This is a genomic window from Paraburkholderia nodosa DSM 21604 (assembly GCF_000519185.1).
GTDB classification, from domain to species: domain Bacteria; phylum Pseudomonadota; class Gammaproteobacteria; order Burkholderiales; family Burkholderiaceae; genus Paraburkholderia; species Paraburkholderia nodosa.
This window is the reverse complement of the sequence record NZ_JAFA01000010.1, coordinates 261,568-285,304: the sequence shown is the minus strand read 5'-3', so window position 1 is coordinate 285,304 and position 23,737 is coordinate 261,568. Positions and strand designations below refer to the sequence as shown.

Sequence of the window (23,737 nt, the reverse complement as noted above, 5' to 3'; positions counted from 1 at the left end):
AGCCAAAAGCCAAAAGCCAAAAGCCAAAAGCCAAAAGCCAAAAGCCAAAAGCCAAAAGCCAAAAGCCAAAAACCAAAAGCCAAAGGCCAAAAACAAAACCAAAAACCAAAAGCTAACGCCCAACAGCAGGATTAACCAGCGTCCGATCCGACGCACCCGGATCATCCACCCTCACGACCACAGCCGTGATGTTATCGCGCCCCCCGGCCTGCAAGGCCATCTCAACGAGCAAATCAGTCACATGCTGGCAATCGCCAGCCTCGAGCGCCCGCACCATCTCGGGCGCCTGCACTTCATTGCTCAGGCCGTCGCTGCACAGCAAAAAGAGGTCTCCGTCGCGCACGACGATGCGGCCTTCGTCCAGATCAAGCCAGTCTGCCGCACCGACGGCCCGTGTTATCAAATGCTGCGATGGATGGTGGCGCGCCGCTTCAGCGCTCAAATGCCCCTGCGCCTGTAGCTCCGCCACGTAACTATGGTCAGTCGTGAGCGGTTCGAGCTGCGCATCGCGATACAGATAGATGCGGCTGTCGCCCGCCCATAACCAGCCAATTTCGCGCCCCTTCGCCATCAGCACGGCAACGGTGCTGCCAATCATGCGAACCCCGCGCCGCGCCGCTTCTTCGCGCAACTGGTGATTCACCGTCTGCAGCGTGCCGCGCGCCGTGGCCGAGAAACTGGTGAGCGCGTTGGGCACGACAAGCGCCCCAAGCGCGCGCACGATCATGCCGCTGGCCAGATCTCCCGCCGTGTGCCCGCCCATGCCGTCGGCCACTGCCCACAAGCCCCGCTGGGGCTGATCGAGACATGCATCCTCGTTGAGCGCACGCACACGGCCTACGTCCGTGCGCGATGCCGAGCTCCATAACAATCCGCCTGTCACGATCGAGCCTCCATAGGCTACGCGACGAGTCCGTTATTCCTGCCGTTCTGGCCCACGTTTACCGCAACGTTCGAGTTCGACGCCGAATTGGTCACGTCGAGCGTCTGGTACTGATTGACGACCTGATTCGCGTAAAACGTGTTGTTGGTCTGGTAGAGGTTGATGATCGATCCGAGCGGCGAAGGCTGCGCGGGCTCGTAAGGCTGTATCCAGCCGAATACCCACGGCGCGCCTGCGCCCCGGATAAACGACATGGCCTTGCGGTCAAGATCGCACTGCAGGTGAAGGTCGGTGATGGCGAGCGAGGTCATGACAGGTCTCCGTCAAGATGATGGCCGCGGGCGCGCGGCGTTCCGACCATACCTTGCAAGCAGCATGCCATTTTTCGGCGAAACGCGGCGCTCGCGCGCCATCTCCCCGTGAGGCTTGCCCCATATGACGTAGCGCTTGCGCAGCGCGCTCCGCGCCAGCCCGCGTCTCACAAGTCCGCAGTGCAATGGTCGTGCGCTCGCCAACACGTTGGTTTCCCGTCGTCATCAGGACTCCGACACATACGCAATCGCACTTCGTGAGCCGGTTTGGCGGCGAACTGATGGTTCGGCACCGACACAATCGAAGCGCTCGAGTTGGTGAGCCGGCGACACACGGGCGCCTCCAGCACGCATGTTCGCCCGCTACGCCTTATAGAACCGTGATCGGGCGCCTGGCATATCTGATGCAGGGTAGTTGGCAACCGGCAAACCGTCGAGCAGCACTGGAAGCCGGCAATCAGCCAGACGGATGCAGCCATGAGCCCCGACCTCCAACCGACGTTGCACGCAGACGAACCGCCGCTCGGCGCGCATCTCGTGTCGCGTCGCGCGGGCTACAGCCATCACGGTATCTATGTCGGTGGCGGGCGCGTCGTCCATTACGCCGGTTTGTGCGTGTCGCTGCATCGCGGTCCGATCGAAGAGGTCACGCTCGAACGTTTCGCGGCCGGCTACGAAGTCGCCGTCGTCGCGCATCCGTGCGCGGCCTTCGTGGGCCGCGAAGCCGTGGCGCGTGCGCGCTCGCGTCTCGGCGAAGACCGCTACCGCCTGCTCAGCAACAACTGTGAACACTTCTGCACCTGGTGCGTGGACGGCAAGGGCCGCAGCGACCAGGTCCGCACCTGCATCGCCCATCCGCTGGCCGGCTTGCGCGTGGTGCGCGCACTGGTTCACGCGCGCCGCGTGCAGGCCCTCCGCGGCGCGTACGCCGCGCACGCGGTGTGAACGCCGTATCCGGTCGAGACCAATACGACACGCCTCGCCACTTGCATCGGAGACCGTCATGAATTCCGCCGAAACCTCGCTGCGCACCCTCGTCGACAAGTGGCTCGCACCCAACGCGCGCGTGCCGGCCCGCGTGGTGCGTTTCAGCCGCACGCAGGAGCAACGGCTGCGCTATGTCTGCGTAGAAGCGGTGCATCCCGCGCGCACGATTGCAATCTTCTTCTTCCGTCACGACGACGGCACGTGGTGCGTATTTCCGCCTGCCAGCACGCGTCCGGCCATGACCGCGCGCGCTGCTTGAATTCAGCGCAGCAGTGTCGGGCGGGGCCGCGCCGTGGGGAGGGTTGCCGGCCCTCGCTGGGCGGGCGAGCCTTCGATCTCCACACGCACGCCGATAAATGGCCGCGGCACGAGTAGCGTGCGCTGCGAGGCGACGCGGGCGCCGCCCACGATCGCGGCCATTGCCTGCCTGTCCAGTTCCACGCTTTCCGGAAGGTCCTTGATGACGATAATGCTCATGGTCTGCTCCACGAGAGCGGATTGGGCTAGAGGGGTGTCGTTTGAGTATAGGCGGTGGCGCGCGGCGCACGTAAACAAGCAGGCGGCGCCTCACGGCGCCGTCTGCATTTTCCCTTCGCGGCAGCGGCTAAAACGTCACGCCGGTGTTCGCGTATTGCGAGGGATTGACCTTGAGATTCAGCGGCCCGAAGCCTGCGCCGATATAACCGATGTTGTTGAGCGCGGCGACGTCGACCACCTGAACCTGCGAGATGTTCTGCACGATGTTCGGCGAGACGGTGATGTTGGCAATCGGGCCGTAGCCACCGTAGGAGCTGCTGTTGCCGCCGCGTACGGCTGTCATGGCGCGGCGGTCGAGTGCCGTTCCGGGAGCCAGCTCGCGGATAACGAGGGAACTCATGATGAGCCTCCAGTTGCTGATGAATAGGGCGGATGAACCCGGGCGGGCACGGCACGCGCATGAAAGCAGGGCGCGGCCGCGCCGCCGGCGGGACGATCAGAAGTTGATCGTGTTGTGGGCCGTCTGCACCGGGTTGACCGTCGCGTGGATGTTCTGCGCGAAGGCGACGTCGTTGCCCACGTTGTTCTCGATGGTGTTCGTCTGGCCGATCAACTGCTGGGCGTTGAAGTTCGTCGTGTCGTACTTGAACGACGGCGCCGGGTAGTAGCCGGGCCAGAGGCTCAGGCCGCCGCCGCCGCGAACGGCGCTCATTGCTTTGCGGTCGAGTTCTTGCGCGACGCTCAGGTCGGCGATCATCAGCTTGCTCATGACAGTTCTCCAGGAGGGCAGTACGGGGTAGTTGGCGATTGAGCTGCAGTATCTTGCGGGCTCGCTCCTCTTAATGCACAGGGTGTGCCAGCGGCTTCGCGCGCACGCCACAAACCGCTCGACGCCTTGTGCGACGGGGCTTTGCGGCAAGCCGCCGGGTGGGTGCAGGACAGCTGGCAGCGCTCCCGCGTGAAAACGCTGATGGGGCGAGCCCAACAGCGCGTGGCGCGGCCGTTGGATTCGTGGCAACACGTGCGAGCCTTGAGGCCAGGCTCAGGCACCGATTGCACTGGGCGTTGCCGCAGATTAATCTCTCATCAGACCTTGTTGTATGGTTGCAAGCGCGTGCGCCGGCTGAGATCACGGTGCGCGCAGATCCGGCGGCGACTCTGTATGCTTTAAAGATGACGGGACCGCGTTGCAGCGGACTCGACGGGGATCGCGGCAGCAGCCACGCGCGGCGCGATCGTGCGCCGTGAACGTGTGACCCGAAGCGCCTCGGCCATCCTGAAGCTGAGTTGAAGGCATACGAATGATGAGCCTTGCGCAGCTGATCCAGACATTCCAGAGCGGGGCGCTCTCACGCGAGGCGTTCTTCGCCGAGATCGACCACGTGCTCGCGGTCGACGCGGCCAATTGCGCTCGCCTGCGCGAAGCGGTGGACGCGACGCAAACCGTCCATCCGCTGCCCGATGCCGTGTATGCCGAGGTCCTGCGCCGCATCGAACACAGCCAGGACAACGCGGCGGCCGTCGACGACTCCACTCGCATCCACGAAGCCCTTGCCGCTGCGCGATCCGCGACCACGGGCGACGACGCGGAACACCTGAAGGGGATCGGCGACACGCTCAACGGACGCTTCGTGCTCGAAGAATGTCTGGGCGTGGGCGGCATGGGCACCGTCTACAAGGCGCTCGATTTGCGCAAGCTGGAAGCTTCGGACCGAAAACCTTATATCGCGATCAAGGTGCTGAACGTGCAGTTCCGCGGCCAGCCGACTTCGCTGATCGCGCTGCAGCGCGAGGCCCGCAAGGCGCAGACGCTGGCCCACCGCAATATCGTCACGGTGTACGACTTCGACCGCGACGGGCCGCTCGTCTACCTCACGATGGAATATCTGTCGGGCAAGCCGCTCAGCAAACTGCTGCGCGCGCCCGATTTCGCGGGTATGTCGTTCGAAAAGGCGCGGCCCATCATTGCCGGGATGGGGCAGGCGCTGGCCTACGCGCACGAGCGCGGCTTCGTGCATTGCGACTTCAAGCCCGCCAACGTTTTCCTCACCGACGGCGGCGATGTGAAAGTGATCGACTTCGGCATTGCGCGCGTGTTCCAGCGGCCCGAAGAAGATCCCGACGTCACCGTGTTCGATCCCGCGACGCTCGGCGGCATCACGCCGGCCTATGCGAGCCCGGAGATGTTCGAGCATCGGGAGCCGGACCCGCGCGACGATGTCTACGCGCTCGCCTGTGTGACCTACGAACTGCTCACGGGCAAGCATCCGTTCAACCGCAAATCGGCCACGCAGGCACGCAGCGACAAGATGCGCGCCGAGCGGCCGCCTGGGCTCGATCGTGGTCAATGGCGCACCTTGAGCGCGGCGCTTTCGTTTGACCGCGCCTCGCGCACCGCGAGCGTCAATCAGTTTCTCGAGGGCATGGGCGTGCTCACGCATGCACCGGCGTTCCCGGGCGCGCGGGTCGGCGCCATCGGCGTGGGCGCGGTCGTCGTGGCTGCGGGGTTATGGGTGGGGTATCGCGTGCTTTCCGGGCACGGGCAAACTGGCGCCAGGCCCTCCATGGCCGCCATGGCGCCCGCTAGCGCGACGAAGGCGGCCTCGGAGGCGCCTGCCTCGCCGGTGCTTGCCGCAGTGCCAGCGGCGGTTGTCGCGAGCGTGCCTGCCGCGAGCGCGGTTGCAGCGGCTCCGGCATCGAGCGCGCCGGTGGCCGACGCGGCGTCGATCGCCGCGCTGAACACGACGCTCGCACGCATTCCGTGCTCGGCGCTTGCGGCGTCGCTGCCCGAGCACGTGGTCCAGGTGCGCGGCTTCGCCAATACGGGCGAGAACATGGCGCACGTTCACGACGCGCTCGCGCAAACGCCCGGCGGGCAGGCCGCGAAACTCGAAGTGACCGCGGTGGAGAACCACAACTGCGAAGTCGTGAGCGCGTTCGCGCCGTATTGGCGCGCCAACCATCTGGCCGGCGGCGGCGCGACGATCCATACCCGGCCACTCGACGCGCGCCTGACGCAGGGCATGCCGCTCATCGTCGATATCACCACGCCGCATTACGAGTCATACGTCAACGTGGATTACTTCGCGCTCGACGGCAGTGTCGTGCATCTGGTTCCCAGCAATGTCGAGCGCGACAACCAGGCGCCGGCCGGCTTCTCGGCGACGGTCGGGGGATCGGGATACTGGTTAGTGGACAAGCCGTTCGGCACGGAGATGATCGTTTTGCTGATCACGCCAGCGCCGTTGTTCGATGGCCTGCGCCCGGCTTCGGAGTCTCGCTCGGCTTACCTTGCGGCGGTCGGGCAGCAGTTGAAGCAGATGGAAGCGCACTATGGCGCAGGGCATATCGTGGCCGATTTCGTGCAGATCACGACACACGCCCGCAGTGATTCGCAGTAGGTGACTGCCAGTTTCATCATCTTCCCTTGACCGACCGGATCGCAGCGCGCAGCAGTCCGAACAAAGCCAGCGTCCACGCGACGAAGGCGGCGAGCACGGTGACGTAGGCCACATAAGCAAGAACGTGAAACCCGGTGGCCTCGGCAAACAACCAGGTCGCGGCAGAGTACATGCCGAGCGGAAAGACGACGGACCATTCCGCCGCCGTATACCGAACGGGCTCGCCGATGATGACGTGCTTCTCGATGTAGAGAGCGGCAAGCAGGGGAATCCAGAACGTTGCCGTGAACCAGCACGCCGTGGTCAGGACCCGCAGCACGAACAGGTCGTCGCCGGGCCACGCGGCGAGGGTATGCCCGGCAAGAATGAGACGGCTGCCAGCCAGCGTGGTAATGGCCATCGCTCCCATGTTGATCCACCACGGTTCCGTGAGGTCCGCAGCCGTCATGGGCACGAAGCACCACCGGTAGAAAATGAGCGTGATGAGGATCATGTACAGGACGCCGCCGAGCAGCCACGCCCCGAGCGCGAGCAGATCGAGCAGCGGCACGCTCTCGCCGTTCATGCGCGAGACGGCAATGGCCAGGACCGCGATCGATTCGGTTGCAACGACCAGCAGCAGCCACGTTCCGTTGAGCCCGGCGTGCAGGCCGGGCTTTCGTTGGCCAATGGTCATGGCAGCGAGAAACGTATACGCGACAGCGAGCCAGAGCGCGGCCGCAAGACCGAGGAACCACCGTGCCGCGCCTGGCAGGACGTGATAGACCGAAAGTTGGCTGCCGAGCACAGCCGTCGCTGCAACGACCGTGAGAAAGCCTGGTCCGCGGCCGTGATCGACGATATCGGCATGCACCGCGCGCGGATAACGTACGAGTCGGCACAGCGTGATGGCAAGCAATCCGGGCCACGCCGCGGCATTGATGCCGAGAAGAAGCCACCCAATAATGTCGTAGCCCAGTAGATGCGCTGCGATCGAGACGATGGCGGTCGCCATTACCATCGCGAAGGCGGTGGGCGGGAAAGCCTGCAACCAGGGTTGGCGTGGGTTCGACGCCGGCATCCGTCAAGTCACCGTGTGCAGTACCGAATGGGCGAGCCGCAGAAGATCGTCGAACTGCGTGACCAGCTCGAAACAGAGCAGAAAACCGAGCGCCGCAATCGGCCCGGGGTAGCGCATGACGTAGCGCATGAAGGGCTTGACGGTGCGCCTTCTCACTGCTCTGCGCGTCATGATCCAGGTAATCACGATGCCGATCAAGGCGCCGACGAGCAAATCCGTGGGGTAATGATAACCCAGATAGGCCCGCGGAAAGCAGACGAATGCCGCGACAGACAAGAACGCAAGAATGCCGATGCCTCGCCAGACGAGGAAGATCCCCATCGCCACCGCCGCCCACAGCATGGCGTGATCGCTTGGAAAGGAACTCCAGTGCATCAGCCCGGCGAGCTGCACGGGCGACGAGGCGAAATGCAGATTCAGGCCCGGTGTGAATAGCGGCCGTTCCCGGTACGGCAGAGCGCGCGCAAGAAGGCGTCCCACCGCCAGCGCAATCAGGCCGCTTGCCAACGTCGCGAGTACGATCTCGCGGCGCCAGCCGCGCCGCTCGTGTGGCTGGAACCAGATCCACCACAACAGCGGGATCAACAAATAGCCCTTGAACGTATAGAAGTCGGCAATTACCCCAATGGCGTAATTGACCTGGGGAGGAAGCTGCAGTTGGGTGAGGGCTCCCAGAATGACGGTATCGAAGCTGTTCATTGTTGTGGCCATCCCGCTGATGAATTCGTGAGAAGGGCGGTCTCGAACAGAATCCTCAACCGCCTCCGTGCCACATACGCAAGGCGTTGTTCATCTTCTTGTCAAGCCAGCGCACACGGTGAAAGCAGTTCGCAGCGGTGAGCTGCTGCGATGCAACTTCGAACGTGCGCATATAGCGTGCCTTCGATCACACTGCAGTGCGTCAAGGACTCATTGGCGGCATTCGCATTCAAGGGCCTTGCATCGCAGAGCGTGCCATCAAGTCAACGCACTTCCGGCCTCGAGTACGTTCATGTCCGGGGTTATGCATGCACTCGCGATTACCGCTGCATTGCGTCGGGCAGCTTCCACGATTCCCCTGTTGTGCCTGACGTCTGCTTCGATCGTAGCTGGCTTGCGCAGGCAGTCACGCAAGAAAATCTGGCAGCGTCCGGAAGAGATCCGGTGTGGAAGAATGTGCCTTGTAATTGATTCGATATCCTTCCTATGTGCTGAGAAGGCCGCTAACAGACCAGCGCGACCGGCGCGCGCATGAAAACAGTCTTCAAGGGCCTCCGGCGATATTTCGCACATGACCGGCGTGCCGTCGACGACGGCGCGATAGCGGACTGTGCCGCTCGAATGGTAGAAGGCATCTTCATCTGGAAATTGTATGAGCACGATGGCTTACCTCTGTGACTTCCGGACCTGCCTTCAAGCAACTGGTGTTCCCCACTTGTCTAATGAAGCCTGAAAGAACGCGCATCATGATCTCGCCGATTGAATCGAAATCAATTCTTATATCGTTCCCGGCAAAGATGTCGGGCGGTGCTAGTTGCCCTGATCGGACGACGCGCTGCTGTTGTGGGGCGGCGATAGCGGTCCGTAGCGAAGGTGTTGCGCCACCGACATGGGCACTTTGGGCGAGAACATGCCGACGATCGTGAGCGCATAGACAACTGCCGCGACGCTGGCCACAACGCGTACGGGACGCGCGATCATCGAATTGCCGACGACGATGTTGAGGTAGAACCAGATGCCGAGCAAAGCAAGCAACAGCAGGCGCGGCATGGGCTTCCAGCCGTTGCGCCCGACTTCGGAGATCGACCAGACGAGTGCCGCGACGAGCGTGAAAAAGATGCTCCAGACGCCTGCCGAGCGGCTTCGCACCATGAGGGTACCCGAGCCGATCAGCGCGAGGCCGGTGACGACGTAGTAGGGCGTGGAACCCATTGCGACGAGCCAGCCGCCAAGCACAGCGAAGGCGGCGCCCACCAGTACCAGGACCTCCCCCGTTTCGGCAGGAGAGGTCTCGTGTCGGTTCGACATAGAAGAGCCCCCGCTCATGCAAAATGTCCCGCATCGCGTTGCGCATCTCCAAAAGCCGTCTGGGTCTCTGTGGGTCATCTGGCAATCGGCGTTCACGGCAACGCGCATTGCTTGTGGTGCAATCGTCGTTCCCTCTCCTGCGCCAGAAAAATTTGCAAGGGTCTGTGTAAAGACGAGGCGTTATTCGGTTGATACATAGCGCCACGTTTTTATCTCACGCTGTGACCGAAGCCACAATCAACCATAGCGTTGGTGGCGCGCGGGGGCGGCCGCGTAGCAGCGAGCAAATGAAGGTAAGACAGATTTGGATTCCAAATCAACCATATGAACTATCGAGAGGCCGAAAAACCAGGGAAGAGAAGGGCAAAGGCGCGTTGACATATCTACAAGAAGGCAGTGTAGAAATGGCGCGCACTGCATCGTTTACCCTTGTCTTGAATCGAAATCAAAACTGCAATGGTGAGAGCTCTCGAATTCCGTGCTGCCTCGCGCCAGACCTTCGCAGGCTGGTCGACTGGCAGCCCCGTCGGCGGATCGAGAAACAGCTTGCGCTGAGCGAGCTCGGCGCCACGGCGGCTGAAATCGAACATGCCCATGATGCTGCCTGCCTTGCTGTCGAACGATCCGCCGCCGATACGTTCTCCGTCGAGCCAGTTGTCCTCGATGAAGCGAACGACCGACGACTGGTCGATCAACGTATGGTCGACGTAATTCTCCTTCGCCCAGGGCGAAATGACGAGAAACGGAATGCGTGCACCCGGGCCGCAGCGGCCGTTCACAGGTTTGCCGTTCACGCCGTCCTGCGCGGCGCCGTTACCGCATTTTCCCTGGCCGTTGAGGTGGTCGGCGAACGAATCGTATGACGCGCTCGTTGGCAATGCATAAGCGTGGTCGTACCAGCCATCCGAGTCATCCCACGTCACGACGATGGCGGTGCGGGTCCAGTCCGGCTGGCGCTGCAGGAAGTTGACGACCTTCGCGACGAAAGCCTGCTCGTCGAGTGGATCCGAATAGCCGGCGTGACCGTCCTGGAACGACGGGGCCTTGAGGAAGCTCACGGCCGGAAAATTCCCGGCGCTCACAGCGCCAAAGAAGTCGTCGGAATCGTACTGATGATTGGCGGGGTCCGGGGTCCGTCCATCGTTTTCCAGGGTGTGCCCGATCGCCTCGATAGAACCCGGACGCAAATGCTTTGGATTCGACGTCGACGCGTAGTACTGGAACCAGTTGTGGTGCGGCACGTAGTCCACGGTGGCCGAACCGACGACTTCCGATAGCGTGCTGCGCCTGCACGCGGTCGTGCCGTTGCTGTTCACGGTCTCGAGATTGAAGCCGCCCATGAAGCCGCCCCACGAAATATTGCGCGCATTCAAGAGGTCGCCGATATTCCTGCCCGTCATCATGACGGTGTCGCGCTTGCTCGAGCATTTGTCGAAGGCGGGATCGACGTCGTCGATCAGCGTGAAGCCGCCCTGTCCGTCGTTCACGTAGTAGGAGCCTGGAGCCGAAGGCTTTTTCGTCGTCAGCACGGGTCTCACGCCGTTGGTTTGACCCGAGACCACCTCCAGGGCGCCCGGCGTCGAGGGGCCATAGGTCGACGACCAGGCGTTGTCGCTCATCGCGAAGCGCTGCGCGTAGTTCCACAGCGCAGTGACCGTGTTGCCGTCGTAATAGCCCATCACCTCGCGATTGCTTCCAGACTCACTGGCGCTGTTGCTCGTCCCTTTACCCGTGTACTTCGGGAACAGGTCGACCGCGCCGTTGTCGTAGGCTTGCTGTTCTGCCGCATAGGCGTGATCCTGGTCGGCGGTGGCCGCCTGCGTACGGTCGATGCGGAACGGGTTCGCTGCGCCCGCCCCGTTGGCCGGATTCGTGGCATTCGGATTTCTGGAGAGGAGCGACCCTGAGAGGCCATTCACCCTGGGCGTACCGGGCAGTGCGTTGAACGCCGGTTCGTCGGAGGGATTCGCCGCATGCGGATAGGTCGCAAAGTAGTGATCGAACGAGACGTTCTCGCCATAGATCACGACCAGGTGCTTGATCGGGGTGGCAGTATGAAGGTCGTTCGGCCGATTCATGTGCTGGTCGTCATTCGCACCCCACGCAATGGGTAATGAGAGTGCCGCGGCTATGAGCGAACCAGGCGCTAAATGACGCCAGTGCATGTCGAGCTCCTGTAAGTTGCGTTTCTTCGTAGCGCAATGGGAGTTCCCGGCTGGCGTTGCCGTGGGGATCGCAAGCGAAGGCCAGCGCGTGCTGGCCCTCGCCGAACTACAACACGCGCACGCCGCAGTCTCCAACCAGCATCACGGCTTGATCGACGGAGAGTATCGTGCCCTTGAGATGCTGCAGCACATCGGAGAGTCGAAAACCGCTTAGGTCTACAGAGCGTAGGTCTGCGCCGTCAAAGCGGCTGTTGCGTAACTGTGCGTTGCTCAGGCTGCCGCCTTCGAACACGGCGTCGCGAAAGTCGCAGTCGGACAGGTCCGCGTCGGCAAAATTGAGCGCCTCGAGCGTTTGTTTCCGGAAGGAGAGCCCCTTCAGGTCTGCGCCGACGAGCAGCGAATCGTGAAAGCTAAGCCCTAGCGTGCGAGCGTCGACAAAGCGGGCGCCGGTGAGCTTCACCTCGGTAAACGCCGCCGAGGCGAGCTTCGAGCCTGTCCAATCGGTATTGTTTAGATCGCTGCGGTAGAAACGCGCGTCACTCAGATTGGCGTAGCGAAATCTTGCGGCTGCGCATTTGCACGCCAACCAGCGGCTTCTTGCGAGTTCGCAGTGCTCGAGCAGGGTGCGCTCGAAGGTGCACTGTGTGAATCGGGCGGCGCCGAGATCGAGACCGGAGAGATCTTCGCCGTCGAAACTGCAATGCTCGAACGTCGGTTCGTCGCCGCATTCCCGAAGCAGGCGGGTCAGCGCTTCGCGGTCGAAGGTCGATCCGCTGAACAGCGCTCCGGCTCCGGTTGACGGGTCTTTTGTATTGCTGCGCATCTGTGCAGACTCCTCATTCTGAGGGGTGCGCAGCGTCTTCTCCACAGCGCGTCCCCTCAACTTGGTGAAAGTAAGGTTGACGCCGCGGCGGAATTAGAACCCAACAACTGGGCGCAGGAGATACCAACCTGCCACTCTATTTTCGGCGGAGAAGATTCTACCGTTTCCGCCGTTGCGGGCACAAGGTCATCGGCTTTCTGCCTCGCTAGCCCACGCGCGTATCTGATCGATGGTGGTCGTAGCGCCGCCGCATACGACAACCAGAATCTTCTTGTATCTGGCCAATGCCGGATGCCTGTCGTAGGCGACAGACAGCGCTGCGCCGCAAGCCGGTTCGACCAGAATGCGGTGATCCGCGAGAAAACGCTCGCAGGCCGCGAGTGCGCTGGAATCCGACACGACGAGGCTGTGGACAGGGTGCTCGCGCACGCAGCGCAATGCCTGCTCGCACACCCGCTTCGCGCCGAGCGAAGTGGCGACGCTGGAGATACAGGGCAACGCCACCGTATGACCCGCCTCGATAGCGGCATGGAGCGACGCGGCGCCATCGGTTTCGACGGCCAACACCGGCACGTCGTGCCAACGATTGCGCTGCAGACCTTCCACCACGCCAGAAAGCAGACCGCCCCCGCCGACGGAAAGCACGACGGCGTCCGGCTTGAAGCGGGCCTGGGCCACTTCATCGATCATCGAGGCATGGCCGTGCCACAGCAGCGGATCGTCGAAGGGATGCAGAAACGCGTCCGTCGCGCCCAGCAAAGTCTGCGCGAACTGGTTTGCCTCTTGCCAGGAACCGCCGTGCACCACGACCTCGGCGCCTTCGAGGCGGAGCAACTCTTTGGCGCGCTCCGTCGTCGTTTCCGGCACCACGACAAGCACTGGAATGCCCAGGCGCCGGCCCGCATAAGCCACGGCAAGACCCGCATTCCCCCCGGACGAGGAAACGAAACGCTGCGCGCCACGGCTTTGGTGGACAGCGCAAGCATGGCCGATGCCCCGGATCTTGAATGATCCACATGGCTGCAAGGCGTCGAGCTTCAGCCACACGGAGTGTTCACCAGGGACGCTCAAGGCGCGCGACTCCACCAACGGGGTTTCAAAGTGCAGATTCATTGCGATGGGCTTCCAGGTTTGCGATCGGACCAACCGTTGCCGAACTTCTGCTGATCCTAAAGAGGAAGGGGATGGCTGGCTTGTAAAAAATTGACGCGCGAGGCGATCGAAGGCCCATCGGCTCAGTATGCGGACGGGGCCACGCCGAACGCGTGACGGAACGCCCGGTTGAAATGGCTTTGATCGTAGAACCCGACGCCCTGGGCGACTTCGGCGATGGTTGGCTTGCCGCGTGCCAGCAAGGCGCACGCGTGTTCCAGTCGCAGACGCAGCAGCCAGGCGTGAGGCGTCATGCCGACCGTCTGCTTGAATCGACGCAAAAAATGAAAGCGCCCTAGACCGCACAAGGTGGCCAATTCGTCGAGCGTGATTTTCTCGGCTAGATGGAACAGGCAATAGTCTTTGAGCCGTTGCCGATGCATTGGCGAGAGCGTGCTTTTAGTGGCCACCGGCTTGATAGCTCCCGACCGGTTAAACAGGACATAAAGCAGGGAAAGCCATTCTGACTGCACGGACAGCGAGGAGGCATCCGGCGACGATCGCATCGCATCGTGGAGCTGCAACAAGCGCGCGGCCAGCGTCGGATCTTCGATCATCATGGCTTTCAGCTCGGGCCCGCGATCCGGGTCCGTTACCTCGGTCATGGCGTCTTGCAGCAGGTCCTGAGACAGCCTGAAGGTCCTCAGCGTATAAGCATGGCCGCTTTCTGCAGCGCCGTCATGCATCTCGCCGGGCGGCATCAAGGAGATGCGACCCGGCCCGAGCAACACGGCCTCTCCGTTCACGCATTGGCGCTGAATCCCTTCGGTCACGAGCCCGACGTGATAGTCAAGATGGTAGTGCCGGTCGAAATTGAACGCCTTGAAACGCCCGGTGCCAAGAACCAGTCCAGGAAGGTCGACGAGCCGTTTGTACTCCACGCCATCGCTCATTTCAAATCACGAAGTCACTATTGCGGCAGATTTAAGGGGCCGCACCAGACTCGAGCCGTCGAGGCTTTCGAGGCGTTTTCCGGCGCGGCACGACGAGTATATGTCAGCAGCCGCGCTGCCGGCCTCACTCGATATTGAAATGGACGCGGATGTCCTGTTCGCTTTCGACCGGATGCCCCTGCTTCATTGCAGGGAAAAAATGCCAGCTTCGAAGCGTCTCCAGCAGCAGCTGGTTCAGGCGCGGGTTCTGGGTGGGTCTGACGAGCGCGACGTCGACCGAACCGTCCGGATGAATAGTGAAGCGAGCTAGCGCGATGGCCTGGTACGCAGACTCGCGCAGGTCATCGGGAAGCACCGGCAGCGGCTGGATGAGCGGATGTGCTGTGGTATCGCCGGACGCTGCAGAACGGGTGTCAGAGGGGGCGGAGGTAGCCGATGCGTTTTCGGCGCTGGCATGCGCTGTTGTGGTGGCCGGCGGCGCGGCGGCAGCCGCAGGCAATGGAGATCCGGTATGCGCAGGCAACGGCGTGGGAGCCGGTGCCGCAGGCCGATTCATCGGCCGAACCACGCGCGCAGGGCGCGATGGTGTTGCGATGTTCGGAGCAGGGCGTGCGACCGTGGTAGGCGGATGAGGCGGCGCCGGCGTAATGATCTCTACCATGCGGGCATCGAGCGTCAACGGACGGACGGGTTCCGGATTTTCCGCAAGACCGGCCACGAAGATACTGACGAATGCGGTCCACACCGCGAGCGCCACGGCGCATCCGGCCACGGCTCGCGGGCCGCGCGCGTCAAGCAGCCTGACGAAGCGCGCGATGCTACGGCTCGTCACGGTGGACCGCAATGAGGAAATGGCCGGCTCCGCCCAGGCGGGCCTGCAGCATGGCCTGCACGACCAGCCCGTTCGGAGCCCCGGCATCCGCGGCGACGACGACGTTTCCATCGGCAGCGAGCAGGCGCTTTATCGTTCCCGCTACGTCATTCAGCGGCACGTCCTGGCGGTTCACCGCGATCTGTCCGCTGCGGCTTACGCTGAGCGTGAGGGGCTGCTGCGCGGCAAGCGGTTGCGCCGTGCCGCGCGGCAGATCGAGTTTGACTGCGTCGAGCCGCTGCATCGTGAGCGACGCGAGCATGAAAGTAGCGAGCAGGAAGAACATCACATCGATCATCGGAATGATCTCGATGCGACCGCGCTTCGATGCCCGGGAACGGCGCAGCTTCATGACGTTTGCGCCTCGTGTTCCTGTGCGAGTCTCACGTTGCTGAGCCACGTGCTGACGATCGCTTCGAGCTCGTCCATGAGCCGGTCGATACGCCTCGAAAAATAGTTGAAGGCGAACAGCGAGACCAGTGCGATCACGAGACCGATGGCCGTTGCAACCAGCGCCTGCGCCACGCCGCCGGTGACGCCGCCGGGATTGACGAGGCCGCTATTTCCGATCAGCCGGAACGCATGCATCATGCCGACGATCGTCCCCAGCAGGCCGAGCAGCGGTGCGGCTGTCACGATCGTTTCGAGCACCCACAGGCCTCTCGACATGTCGCGCTGCACGTCGAGTGCGAGCGCGCCCGCTCTCGCTTCGATCCACCATGCGGGCTTTGCCGCGTGACCGATCAACGGTTCGAGCAGCCTGCGCAGTGCGTGCTGCGGGGGGAGTCGCAGAAGCGCGGCGGTACGATCGGGATCGTCCGCTGCATGGGCTTGCGCCTGCGGGGCAGCGGGAATGACCGCGAAGCGCCAGAACACCCAGGCGCGATCGAGCGTGATGACGAGCGCAACGATGGCGAGCAGCGTGAGCGGATAAACGACCCATCCGCCAACCCGCGCGGCCTGCATGATTCCTGTCCAGTCTTGCATGGAAACACCCGGTTATCTGGTTCTGTCAAAAGTATTTGGTCAGGCCGGCATAGAACGCGCGATAAGGACCGTACTGCGGCGCGAACACGCCGATGCCGGAACCGTCGCGCAACGCGTAAGTTCTGCCGAAAGCGTTGATCACCACGACACGCCCATCCATCTTGCCGACCACGGGCAGGTTGAAATGCTCGATGACGGCCAGATTGATCTGTGCATAGAAGGGCATCTTGCCGGTGTTGGCAAAGCCGTTGCGCAGGCCGCTGCCTGCCGTGCCGTCCATCGTGAAAGTGGTGCGATGCCAGTTGTAGGCGCCGCCGAAGGACGCAGTCACGCGCTGGTCGTGATCGAGGAATACCCAGTTGTTGCTGATATAGGCCAGTTCGTCCGCGCCGAAATTGAACTGGGCGGAAGTGACGTTCTTGCCCATCGCGCGGCTGTAGGCGAGGTTCAGATACGCCGACACGTTTTCATGCTTGTAGTTGGCCGTGAATTCGACGCCGTAAACACGCCCGTACTGGTAGTTGAACGGCGTATAGATGAGCGCAGCGCCAAACTGGCCGAGGTCGAGCAGGTTGTGCGCTTTCTTGTAGTAAGCGTCCAGCCCCAACGTGAGATCCGAGCCGATTTGCTGGGTCACGCCAAGATCGAAGTAATCGGCGCGCTCGGGCTGCACCGGATCGTTCTGTGTGACCTCGCTTTGATTAGTCGTGCCATTGAAGCGGCTGATGGTGGAGCTGGAAACCAGTTCGAACGAAGGCGGCGTGAAGTAGCGGGCGTAGCCGGCATGAAATGTCGTGGTGGGCGTCAGCTTGAACACCGCGCCAATGCGCGGACTCAACTGGTTCGCCTGCACGTATTCGTCCATGCCGTCATAGCGCAGGCCGTAGTTCAGGGTCAGCCTGTCGTTGATCTTCCACTCGTCCTGGAGATACGCGCTGTACAGGTAGCCCGTCTTGCTGCTCGAATCGGAAAGCGTAAAGGGCACATCCGAAGTCTGATTGCCATTGGCGTCAGCGGGGAAAACGGTCACGTTGTCCCAGAAGTTCGCATGCTCCTGCTGAAAGAGCACGCCGGCGCGCAGCGTGTGGTGGTCGTTCAGCCGGTACGTGGTATCGGCCTGCAGGCCGTTGGCGGTATCGCTGTGGAAGTCCTGCGAGGCGACGCCGTTGAAGATCAGGTCGCCGACCGGGTCCGGGTTGAACTGGGTGCGCGTATAGCGCGTGAAAAGCGCAACCTGATAGTCGAGGGCGCCGCCGTTGGTCCCCTGCAGCGCGACGACCGCGAAGTTGTTCAGCTCCGACTGGGTTTCGTTCAGGTTGGCGGAATCGAACGTCGGCACGCCGGCGAGCATGAAGTTTGGCGTGAGGCCGGGCGTATTCGGGATCTCGAACTGGTTGGCTGTCGTGCCGAACATCACGCTCACGCGCGTGAGCGGGTTGATGATGTACGACATATACCCGAAGGCATTGCCCTGGCGCGTGTGATCGTGAATCGGGCTCGGCGACGCGGTGGGCGCCTCGATGCCGAGATTGTTTTCGCCCAGCGAGCCGCTGAAGAAATAGCTGAAATCGCCCTTGCTGCCGTAGACATCGGCGCTCGTCTGAATGGTCTGGTGGCTGCCGCCATAGACATCGATCGAGCCGCCATTGCCGAGATCGCCCGATTTGGTGCGGATATCCACGATGCCGGCTGTGCGGTAGCCGTATTCGGCCGGCAGCGCGCCGGTCAGGAGATTGACCTGGTCGATGATGCGCGTATCGAGCGATTGCCCGAAACCGCTGATCGGCTCGGGAATCAGAATGCCGTTGATCCGGTATTGCAGGTCGGCGTGGTCGCCCCGTACATGCAGCTGGCCGTATGAGTCGTCCGCGACGCCTGGGGCCTGCAGCAGCACCTGGTTCAGCGGCGTGTTTTCGCCTTGCGGCATGGCCTGGATGTCGGCCTGGGTGATCCGGTAGATGCTGCTGCCCGTCTCCGGCAGCAGGCCGTTGCGTGCCTCGTTGAGCCGCTTCGCATTGACCTGCACGTCGAGCGTGTCGCCCTTGCCCAGAACCACGGCCACGCTGGCCGGACTCGCCGGCGCCGTGGTCGCGATCTGCGAAGCGGCAGCGAAACCGGGCGCCGTTACGGTCACGGCATAAGTGCCCGTGGCAACGTGAAGGAGTTCGAAGTGTCCAGTCGCATCGGTCGTGGTCTGTCCTGCCTGAGTGCCGCTCGCATCCTGGAGCACGACAGCGGCGTGATCCACCGGCTTCCCGGTCGTGTCCTTCACTGTGCCGTTGAGTGTGGTGTCGGCGTCTGCGGCCTGCGCCTGACTGGCCGTGATCATGGCGAACGAGACTAGCGCCGCGCGGGCGATGAGTGTGCGGTGGATCATGATGCGGTCTGGAAGCGTTATTGTTTTCCGCGCGTACCTCACAAAGCTTCGCCTTGCCGCGGGATCTAAATGAAATGATATAACATTGCATTTAGATCCCGCCATAGTTGACTGGATAAAAAATCGAAAGCAGGTAAAGAAATAAATATGAAAGTTATTTGTAGGTTATTTTAAATAATCGACGCGAGAGTGCCGACGAAAGGCGAGTGCGGTTGTTGCACCGCAGCCGGCGTGGCACGATATCGAGTCCACCTCGTGCACGATTTCGCGACTGCGTTAAGGGAACCTGAAAAGATGATGTTGTCCTGCCGACTGCGCTGGTACGCCCTCGCGACGTCTCGTCTGTTGCGCAGACATTGGCAGGCGCTGACGCTTTCAATCCTGCTGTTGCTGCCGGCGATGCCTGTGTTCGCGCAGACCCGGATTCTCGGTGCGCCGGTCCTCGCGGCGCTCGCGCCTTCGCATGGCATGGAATGGCGGTTCATGTGGGTGCACATGCTCGAAGCCGTCGGCATGCTGTGGGTGCTCGCGCAACGTAGCGCCATCACCGGCGGCGCGTTCGCCACCTTCCTCGATTCGTTGCCCACTTCCCATAGCCGCCGCCGCGCCGTCGATATCGCGATCGTCCTCGTCGCGAGTACGCCGCTGTTTTTGCCCGTGCTCGCCGCCGCGGTCGCGCTGGCCTTTCTGCCTCAGAAGGCCGCCAACTATCTGTTCGTTCTCGACCTGCTGCTGATTACGCTTGGATGGCAATTGACTGTGCTGTCGCGCAGCGCGCGCAACGCGGTTCCATTGGTCGTCGCCAATCTCATCCTCGTCGTCGCGTTGCAGACGAGCGACCCGATCCGGCCCGCGCTGCTGGTCATGCCCTTGGTGCTCGCAGCGTTTGCGATCGCCCATACACCGGCTGGTTCGACTTCACGGTCAGGAGGGCGTGGTGCACTCTCACGCCGCGTCATGGGTTGCGTGCGCGCGAATGTCGGGCAGGGGCTTTCGCCGGTGATGAGGCTGCAGATCGGCATCGTGTGGGATCGCGCCGCAGGCGTCTTCGCACGCTACCTGATGATGGGTTCCGTCACGGCCTCTACATGCTTCCTGCTTGGACTCTGGAATTTCGACGCGCGCACCGTTCCCCTGACGTTGATTTCGCAGGCCGTGATCGCGCTGATCGCCGCGACGACCTATCGCGATTTGCGCGCGGCGCACCTTCGCGCCGGGCAGTTCATGCGATCGCTGCCGATTGCAGCGGCGGCGCAGCCTCGTGCCGATATGCTGACGGTCGCCGCGCTGGCGCTGCCGTTCGCATGCGTTGCGCCGCTGCTGCTGGTTGCACACGGCGTTTTGCCGTGGTGGCCGGCAGCGTCGCTCTTGTGCTCGGGCGCGCCGCTTATCGCCTTGCTGTATCTCCCGCAACGGTACGCGCCCCGACAATCCGTCCTGCTCGGTACGATGTCGGCCGCGGTCTGGGTCGCTGTCGTCTGGCCATTGTTCACTTGATTGATTCCACCATGCTTCGATTCGAAAACCTCAGCAAACGCTTTGGCGAGCGCGTTATCTTCCAGGGACTGCATCACGCCAGCGGCGCTGGATGCGTGGCCCTCTGCGATGAAAACGGCAGCGGCAAGTCCACGCTGCTCGGCATCCTTGCCGGCGCGATCGACGCCGACGAAGGAGAGGTCTGGCTCGACGGTCATTCGCTGCGTACCGATGCGCTCAAGGCGAAATCCGCGCTGGCCTATGTGCCCGACGACTGCATGGCGTATCCGTTCCAGACGGGCCGGGCGTTTCTCGAACTCGTGGCGTCAACAAAGAAGACAGTCGTCGACGCCCGCACGCTCGATCTTGCGCACCGCTTCGGCCTCGCTCCGCACCTCGAGAAGCGCTTCGAGCAGATGTCGCTCGGCACCCGCAAGAAAATATTCCTGGCGGCGACGATGCTGGGCGAGCCCGCCGTCGTCATTGCTGACGAGCCGGGCAACGGACTCGACGCCGCCGCGCGCGCGGTTCTCATCGATCTGTTCAGGAATCTGGCCAAAGACAGCACGGTCTTCTTTTCGAGCCACGATTTGCAGCTTGCGCGCGCTTGCGAAGCGAAAGTCACCAGCTTTGCCGATCTTGGCATGGCCGTGTGAGGCGTAGTCGGACTGCACAGTCCCGTGACTCGGCCCTCTATGGCTACGTCGACCGGTCGCGATTGCGCGCGCGCGTGGCGCCCGTGATCACTGCGACGCCGAGCAGTATCACCGCCACGATCTCGATGATGTGCAGCGCAACATGCAGCGCCATCAATGCCCACGCCACGCCGCCGATAAAAATGATCCATCCGATCAGATAGATGAGCAGGGTCATCGTTCCTCTCCTTGTGATTTCGGCCTGGGTGCAGTGCAAACAACGCCATTGGCGAAAGAGCGATCAACCCGCCTTTCACCAGGCGCAATAGGTCGAAGCACATTGCGCGCCTGACGTCGCCACGGCGCGCGGCCGACGTTGGCCTCTTAACGTGGTCTTAACATCGGCCGTCAAAACTCAGCGCCGTCTTTAGATCATTTTGCATAGAGTGCAGGCCACGATTCCAACGTGAGCCCGACCTATGCCATTCCAGCCCCGATCCACGCCTCGCCGTCCTGCGCGATGCGTTCCCCCTCAAACGCCGCGAGCCGGCGCGTCCCTGCCTGCGGGAGGGTTTCGCTCATGACCGCTCTCGCCGGCCTGCTTGCCGCGGGCCTGTTCGTCTATCTGATCTACGCACTCGTCAAACCGGAGAGGTTTTGACCGTCGCACGCGCCGGCAAGACCCACCTGTCGTCAATCACTATTTCACGCCATGAACGACCTTATCTACCTGCTGGTGTTTTCAGGGTTCTTCGCACTGACCGCGGGGTTCACCATCGGTCTGGACCGGATCTGAGAGGGATCGCCAATGCTTCATGATCTTGTGCAGTTCATCCTGCTGTTCGCCTTCATGACGGCGCTCGCCGTCGTCATGGGCAAATGGCTCACCCGCGTGTTCACGCATGAACGTCACGCTGCGCCGGAACGCTGGACCTACGCCCTGCTCGGTGTAGACGCCAATACCAGGATGTCCTGGAAGCACTACGGCCTGGCGCTCGTCATCAGCAACGCTGCCATGATGCTGCTCGGCTACCTGCTGCTGCGCGTGCAGGCACTGTTGCCGTTCGATTCGCTGCAACGCGCGGCGCAGTCGCCCGATCTTGCCTTCAATACGGCGGCGTCGTTTATCACCAACACGAACTGGCAGTCGTATTCCGGCGAAAGCAGTCTCTCGAACTTTTCGCAGATGGCTGTCATCACGTTTCTGATGATGGTCAGCGCCGCAACCGGCGTGGCCGCCGCCGCGGGTTTCATACGCGGCCTTGGTCGCCGCAGCGCCGCGGATATCGGCAACTACTGGGTCGACTTCACGCGCGTGCTCTATCGCGTGCTGCTGCCGCTTTCCCTGCTCATGGCGCTGGTCTATGTCTGGCAGGGCATGCCGCAGACCCTCACGAGCGAGACGGTCGCGACGACGCTCGAAGGCGCGCAGCAGCACATCGTGCTGGGGCCGGTCGCCAGCCTCGAGTCGATCAAGCATCTCGGCACCAACGGCGGCGGCTTCTTCGGCATGAACGCGGCGCATCCGTTCGAAAACCCGACGCCGCTCACCAACACGCTGCACATGCTCTGCATGCTGCTGATTCCCTCCGCGCTGACCTATACGTTCGGCAGCATGCTGCTGCGCCGCCGCCAGGGTTGGGCGTTCTTTGCCGCGTTCAGCGCGATGTTCGTGGTTTGCGTGGCGCTGATCTATGGGGCGGAGCACGGCGGCAATCCGAACTTCGCACCGTTGCACGTGGACCAGCAGGCGAGTCAACTGCAGGCCGGCGGCAACATGGAAGGGAAGGAACTGCGCTTTGGCATCGCCCAGACGAGCATGTTCGTCGGCGTGACGACGGCCGCGACGACGGGCTCCGTCGATGCCATGCACGATTCGCTGATGCCCATCGGCGGCATGATCCCGATCGTCGAGATGATGCTCAACAACGTGTTCGGGGGCGACGGCGTCGGCTTCATCAACCTGATCACGTTCGCGATTCTCACCGTGTTTCTGGTGGGCATGATGATCGGGCGCACGCCCGAGTTTCTCGGCAAGAAGATCGAAGCGCGCGAGATGAAGCTCGTGATGATCGCGGTGCTGGCGCACCCGGCGTCGATTCTCGTGCTGACCGCGCTCGCGGCGATCTGGCCGGATACGCAGGCGAGCCTGAACAATCCCGGCCCGCACGGCTTCAGCGAAATCCTCTACGCCTACACCTCGGGCACGGCGAACAACGGTTCCGCGTTCGCGGGCCTGAATTCGAACACGCCGTTCTTCAATACGACGATTGCCTTCGCCATGCTGTTCGGCCGCTATTTCACGCTGCTGCCCATGCTCGCGGTGGCGGGCTCCCTCGCGATGAAAAAGACCGTGCCGGAAGGGCCCGGCACGCTGCCGACCGCGACGCCGCTATTCACGGCGCTGCTCGTGTTCGTGGTGGTGCTCGTGGGTGGTCTGACCTTCTTCCCGGCGCTCGCGCTCGGCCCCGTGGTCGAGCATCTGATGCTGACCAATGGACATTTGTTTTAAGGATGCCGAATGAATTCGAATGTGCAGAGTGCGCGCGCGGTCGCTGAACCCGCGCAAGGCGCCGCGTCACCCGCGCCGTCGCTACGGGCGTTGATGCGACCGGCGCTGGTGTCGGCAGTGTTTTTCATGCTGTTGACGGGGCTGGCCTATCCACTGCTGACCACGGGCATCGCTCAGGTGCTAATGCCCTCGCAGGCCAACGGCAGTCTGATCGATAAGCAGCACGGCGCGGTCGGGTCGGCGCAGATCGGCCAGGACTTCACGCAGGCGCGCTATTTCCATCCGCGCCCGAGCGCGACGCTCGGCGCGGATCCAAAAAATCCCGCGCAGACGGTCGCGCAGCCGTACAACTCGGAATCGAGCGGCGCCAGCAATCTCGCGCCGACCAGCAAGGCGCTGATCGAACAGGTTGCGTCGAGAGCCGCGGCCTACCGGCGCGAAAACGCGCTCGCCGGCACCACGCCGGTTCCCGTCGATGCGGTGACAGCCTCCGCCTCGGGTCTGGACCCCGACATTTCGGTGGCGAACGCGCTTCTCCAGGCGCAGCGCGTCGCGCGCGCTCGCGGCCTCCCCGTGGAGCCGATGCGCGCGCTCGTCGCGCAGCACACGAAGGCGCCGCAACTCGGCGTGCTGGGCGACCCGCGCGTGAACGTGCTCGAACTCAATCTGGCGCTCGACGCGCTGTCGTCCTCGACGGCGCAAGCGATCCAGTAACCGGAG

The 23,737-nt window shown here is 62.7% G+C and carries 25 protein-coding genes and 1 pseudogene; 8 read left to right on the top strand and 18 right to left on the bottom strand.

Translation table 11 applies throughout. The annotated features are described in order from the left end of the window. Positions 1 to 112: 112 nt before the first annotated feature. Entirely contained in the window at positions 113 to 832 is a 720-nt protein-coding gene (locus A3CW_RS0117680) for a PP2C family protein-serine/threonine phosphatase (RefSeq protein ID WP_245623677.1), read from the bottom strand. Positions 833 to 900: 68 nt separating this feature from the next. Next, positions 901 to 1,194: a hypothetical protein gene (locus tag A3CW_RS0117675; RefSeq protein ID WP_028204753.1), complete on the bottom strand. Its 294-nt coding sequence runs from the start codon at positions 1,192 to 1,194 to the stop codon at positions 901 to 903. Positions 1,195 to 1,671: 477 nt separating this feature from the next. Between A3CW_RS0117675 and A3CW_RS0117670 the strand changes: the two genes are divergently transcribed. Together A3CW_RS0117670 and A3CW_RS0117665 are read left to right on the top strand one after the other, a co-directional pair. Then, the gene (locus tag A3CW_RS0117670; RefSeq protein WP_028204752.1) at positions 1,672 to 2,139 is read left to right on the top strand and encodes a lecithin retinol acyltransferase family protein; all 468 of its coding nucleotides are present in this window, start codon (positions 1,672 to 1,674) and stop codon (positions 2,137 to 2,139) included. A gap of 58 nt (positions 2,140 to 2,197) precedes the next feature. After that, the gene (locus tag A3CW_RS0117665) at positions 2,198 to 2,440 is read left to right on the top strand and encodes a hypothetical protein (protein ID WP_028204751.1); all 243 of its coding nucleotides are present in this window, start codon (positions 2,198 to 2,200) and stop codon (positions 2,438 to 2,440) included. A gap of 2 nt (positions 2,441 to 2,442) precedes the next feature. Here A3CW_RS0117665 and A3CW_RS53335 read toward each other — a convergent pair whose 3' ends face one another. From A3CW_RS53335 to A3CW_RS0117650, 3 genes are all read right to left on the bottom strand, one after another. Further along, positions 2,443 to 2,658 carry a hypothetical protein gene (locus A3CW_RS53335; RefSeq protein ID WP_051481539.1) on the bottom strand — a complete coding sequence of 72 codons (216 nt, stop codon included), beginning with the start codon at positions 2,656 to 2,658 and terminating at the stop codon, positions 2,443 to 2,445. A 127-nt stretch (positions 2,659 to 2,785) separates the two neighbouring features. Next, positions 2,786 to 3,058 carry a hypothetical protein gene (locus A3CW_RS0117655; protein ID WP_028204750.1) on the bottom strand — a complete coding sequence of 91 codons (273 nt, stop codon included), beginning with the start codon at positions 3,056 to 3,058 and terminating at the stop codon, positions 2,786 to 2,788. A gap of 96 nt (positions 3,059 to 3,154) precedes the next feature. Beyond that, a complete protein-coding gene (locus tag A3CW_RS0117650) occupies positions 3,155 to 3,427 on the bottom strand; it encodes a hypothetical protein (protein WP_028204749.1) in 273 nt (90 codons plus the stop codon). Positions 3,428 to 3,959: 532 nt separating this feature from the next. On the opposite strand from A3CW_RS0117650, the gene A3CW_RS0117645 reads away from it, so the two are divergent. Continuing rightward, positions 3,960 to 6,059 carry a serine/threonine protein kinase gene (locus A3CW_RS0117645; protein ID WP_028204748.1) on the top strand — a complete coding sequence of 700 codons (2,100 nt, stop codon included), beginning with the start codon at positions 3,960 to 3,962 and terminating at the stop codon, positions 6,057 to 6,059. A 16-nt stretch (positions 6,060 to 6,075) separates the two neighbouring features. On the opposite strand, the gene A3CW_RS0117640 is transcribed toward A3CW_RS0117645, so the two are convergent. The 12 genes and pseudogenes from A3CW_RS0117640 to A3CW_RS0117585 all read right to left on the bottom strand — a co-directional run bounded on the left by A3CW_RS0117640 (position 6,076) and on the right by A3CW_RS0117585 (position 18,394). Next, positions 6,076 to 7,119: a tellurite resistance/C4-dicarboxylate transporter family protein gene (locus A3CW_RS0117640; RefSeq protein WP_028204747.1), complete on the bottom strand. Its 1,044-nt coding sequence runs from the start codon at positions 7,117 to 7,119 to the stop codon at positions 6,076 to 6,078. Positions 7,120 to 7,122: 3 nt separating this feature from the next. Continuing rightward, positions 7,123 to 7,818 (bottom strand): phosphatase PAP2 family protein, encoded by a 696-nt coding sequence (locus A3CW_RS0117635; RefSeq protein WP_028204746.1) that lies wholly within the window; start codon positions 7,816 to 7,818, stop codon positions 7,123 to 7,125. Positions 7,819 to 8,076: 258 nt separating this feature from the next. Continuing rightward, positions 8,077 to 8,478 carry a DUF1488 family protein gene (locus A3CW_RS51040; protein WP_154677967.1) on the bottom strand — a complete coding sequence of 134 codons (402 nt, stop codon included), beginning with the start codon at positions 8,476 to 8,478 and terminating at the stop codon, positions 8,077 to 8,079. A 150-nt stretch (positions 8,479 to 8,628) separates the two neighbouring features. Beyond that, the gene (locus A3CW_RS0117625; protein WP_028204745.1) at positions 8,629 to 9,126 is read right to left on the bottom strand and encodes a hypothetical protein; all 498 of its coding nucleotides are present in this window, start codon (positions 9,124 to 9,126) and stop codon (positions 8,629 to 8,631) included. Positions 9,127 to 9,647: 521 nt separating this feature from the next. Continuing rightward, a pseudogene (locus tag A3CW_RS46680) lies at positions 9,648 to 11,291 on the bottom strand (phospholipase C); the annotation flags it as partial. Positions 11,292 to 11,397: 106 nt separating this feature from the next. Further along, positions 11,398 to 12,159: a pentapeptide repeat-containing protein gene (locus A3CW_RS0117615; protein ID WP_245623676.1), complete on the bottom strand. Its 762-nt coding sequence runs from the start codon at positions 12,157 to 12,159 to the stop codon at positions 11,398 to 11,400. Between the two features lie 141 nt (positions 12,160 to 12,300). Then, on the bottom strand, positions 12,301 to 13,227 hold the full coding sequence (locus A3CW_RS0117610) for a pyridoxal-phosphate dependent enzyme (RefSeq protein WP_028204743.1): 927 nt from the start codon (positions 13,225 to 13,227) through the stop codon (positions 12,301 to 12,303). A 122-nt stretch (positions 13,228 to 13,349) separates the two neighbouring features. Beyond that, positions 13,350 to 14,159, bottom strand: coding sequence for a helix-turn-helix transcriptional regulator (locus A3CW_RS0117605; RefSeq protein WP_028204742.1), 810 nt, complete (start codon positions 14,157 to 14,159; stop codon positions 13,350 to 13,352). A 124-nt stretch (positions 14,160 to 14,283) separates the two neighbouring features. Beyond that, a complete protein-coding gene (locus A3CW_RS50585) occupies positions 14,284 to 14,904 on the bottom strand; it encodes an energy transducer TonB (RefSeq protein WP_245623675.1) in 621 nt (206 codons plus the stop codon). A 73-nt stretch (positions 14,905 to 14,977) separates the two neighbouring features. Beyond that, positions 14,978 to 15,382, bottom strand: a complete 405-nt coding sequence (locus A3CW_RS0117595; RefSeq protein ID WP_028204740.1) for an ExbD/TolR family protein — start codon at positions 15,380 to 15,382, stop codon at positions 14,978 to 14,980. Then, the gene (locus A3CW_RS0117590) at positions 15,379 to 16,017 is read right to left on the bottom strand and encodes a MotA/TolQ/ExbB proton channel family protein (protein ID WP_028204739.1); all 639 of its coding nucleotides are present in this window, start codon (positions 16,015 to 16,017) and stop codon (positions 15,379 to 15,381) included. The genes A3CW_RS0117595 and A3CW_RS0117590 overlap by 4 nt, the downstream gene beginning before the upstream one ends. A gap of 25 nt (positions 16,018 to 16,042) precedes the next feature. Then, the gene (locus A3CW_RS0117585) at positions 16,043 to 18,394 is read right to left on the bottom strand and encodes a TonB-dependent receptor (RefSeq protein ID WP_028204738.1); all 2,352 of its coding nucleotides are present in this window, start codon (positions 18,392 to 18,394) and stop codon (positions 16,043 to 16,045) included. Between the two features lie 294 nt (positions 18,395 to 18,688). On the opposite strand from A3CW_RS0117585, the gene A3CW_RS0117580 reads away from it, so the two are divergent. Further along, entirely contained in the window at positions 18,689 to 19,891 is a 1,203-nt protein-coding gene (locus tag A3CW_RS0117580) for a DUF6136 family protein (protein ID WP_028204737.1), read from the top strand. Between the two features lie 11 nt (positions 19,892 to 19,902). After that, positions 19,903 to 20,526 (top strand): ABC transporter ATP-binding protein, encoded by a 624-nt coding sequence (locus tag A3CW_RS0117575; RefSeq protein WP_028204736.1) that lies wholly within the window; start codon positions 19,903 to 19,905, stop codon positions 20,524 to 20,526. Positions 20,527 to 20,569: 43 nt separating this feature from the next. Here A3CW_RS0117575 and A3CW_RS53330 read toward each other — a convergent pair whose 3' ends face one another. Further along, positions 20,570 to 20,743, bottom strand: a complete 174-nt coding sequence (locus A3CW_RS53330; protein ID WP_169739108.1) for a hypothetical protein — start codon at positions 20,741 to 20,743, stop codon at positions 20,570 to 20,572. 228 nt (positions 20,744 to 20,971) lie between these two features. On the opposite strand from A3CW_RS53330, the gene kdpF reads away from it, so the two are divergent. From kdpF to kdpC, 3 genes are all read left to right on the top strand, one after another. Next, positions 20,972 to 21,166, top strand: coding sequence for a K(+)-transporting ATPase subunit F (gene kdpF / locus A3CW_RS53325; protein WP_081771706.1), 195 nt, complete (start codon positions 20,972 to 20,974; stop codon positions 21,164 to 21,166). A gap of 147 nt (positions 21,167 to 21,313) precedes the next feature. Then, positions 21,314 to 23,017, top strand: a complete 1,704-nt coding sequence (gene kdpA, locus A3CW_RS0117550) for a potassium-transporting ATPase subunit KdpA (RefSeq protein ID WP_028204735.1) — start codon at positions 21,314 to 21,316, stop codon at positions 23,015 to 23,017. A gap of 9 nt (positions 23,018 to 23,026) precedes the next feature. After that, positions 23,027 to 23,731, top strand: a complete 705-nt coding sequence (gene kdpC, locus A3CW_RS0117545; RefSeq protein WP_028204734.1) for a K(+)-transporting ATPase subunit C — start codon at positions 23,027 to 23,029, stop codon at positions 23,729 to 23,731. Positions 23,732 to 23,737: the final 6 nt, after the last annotated feature.

Coding starts and splice junctions, on each gene's coding strand:
- A3CW_RS0117675 (WP_028204753.1), bottom strand. CDS start 1,194: ATGACCTCGCTCGCCATCACCGACCTTCACCTGCAGTGCGATCTTGAC.
- A3CW_RS0117670 (WP_028204752.1), top strand. CDS start 1,672: ATGAGCCCCGACCTCCAACCGACGTTGCACGCAGACGAACCGCCGCTC.
- A3CW_RS0117665 (WP_028204751.1), top strand. CDS start 2,198: ATGAATTCCGCCGAAACCTCGCTGCGCACCCTCGTCGACAAGTGGCTC.
- A3CW_RS53335 (WP_051481539.1), bottom strand. CDS start 2,658: ATGAGCATTATCGTCATCAAGGACCTTCCGGAAAGCGTGGAACTGGAC.
- A3CW_RS0117655 (WP_028204750.1), bottom strand. CDS start 3,058: ATGAGTTCCCTCGTTATCCGCGAGCTGGCTCCCGGAACGGCACTCGAC.
- A3CW_RS0117650 (WP_028204749.1), bottom strand. CDS start 3,427: ATGAGCAAGCTGATGATCGCCGACCTGAGCGTCGCGCAAGAACTCGAC.
- A3CW_RS0117645 (WP_028204748.1), top strand. CDS start 3,960: ATGATGAGCCTTGCGCAGCTGATCCAGACATTCCAGAGCGGGGCGCTC.
- A3CW_RS0117640 (WP_028204747.1), bottom strand. CDS start 7,119: ATGCCGGCGTCGAACCCACGCCAACCCTGGTTGCAGGCTTTCCCGCCC.
- A3CW_RS0117635 (WP_028204746.1), bottom strand. CDS start 7,818: ATGAACAGCTTCGATACCGTCATTCTGGGAGCCCTCACCCAACTGCAG.
- A3CW_RS0117625 (WP_028204745.1), bottom strand. CDS start 9,126: ATGTCGAACCGACACGAGACCTCTCCTGCCGAAACGGGGGAGGTCCTG.
- A3CW_RS0117610 (WP_028204743.1), bottom strand. CDS start 13,227: ATGAATCTGCACTTTGAAACCCCGTTGGTGGAGTCGCGCGCCTTGAGC.
- A3CW_RS0117605 (WP_028204742.1), bottom strand. CDS start 14,159: ATGAGCGATGGCGTGGAGTACAAACGGCTCGTCGACCTTCCTGGACTG.
- A3CW_RS0117595 (WP_028204740.1), bottom strand. CDS start 15,382: ATGAAGCTGCGCCGTTCCCGGGCATCGAAGCGCGGTCGCATCGAGATC.
- A3CW_RS0117590 (WP_028204739.1), bottom strand. CDS start 16,017: ATGCAAGACTGGACAGGAATCATGCAGGCCGCGCGGGTTGGCGGATGG.
- A3CW_RS0117585 (WP_028204738.1), bottom strand. CDS start 18,394: ATGATCCACCGCACACTCATCGCCCGCGCGGCGCTAGTCTCGTTCGCC.
- A3CW_RS0117580 (WP_028204737.1), top strand. CDS start 18,689: ATGATGTTGTCCTGCCGACTGCGCTGGTACGCCCTCGCGACGTCTCGT.
- A3CW_RS0117575 (WP_028204736.1), top strand. CDS start 19,903: ATGCTTCGATTCGAAAACCTCAGCAAACGCTTTGGCGAGCGCGTTATC.
- A3CW_RS53330 (WP_169739108.1), bottom strand. CDS start 20,743: ATGACCCTGCTCATCTATCTGATCGGATGGATCATTTTTATCGGCGGC.
- kdpA (WP_028204735.1), top strand. CDS start 21,314: ATGCTTCATGATCTTGTGCAGTTCATCCTGCTGTTCGCCTTCATGACG.
- kdpC (WP_028204734.1), top strand. CDS start 23,027: ATGAATTCGAATGTGCAGAGTGCGCGCGCGGTCGCTGAACCCGCGCAA.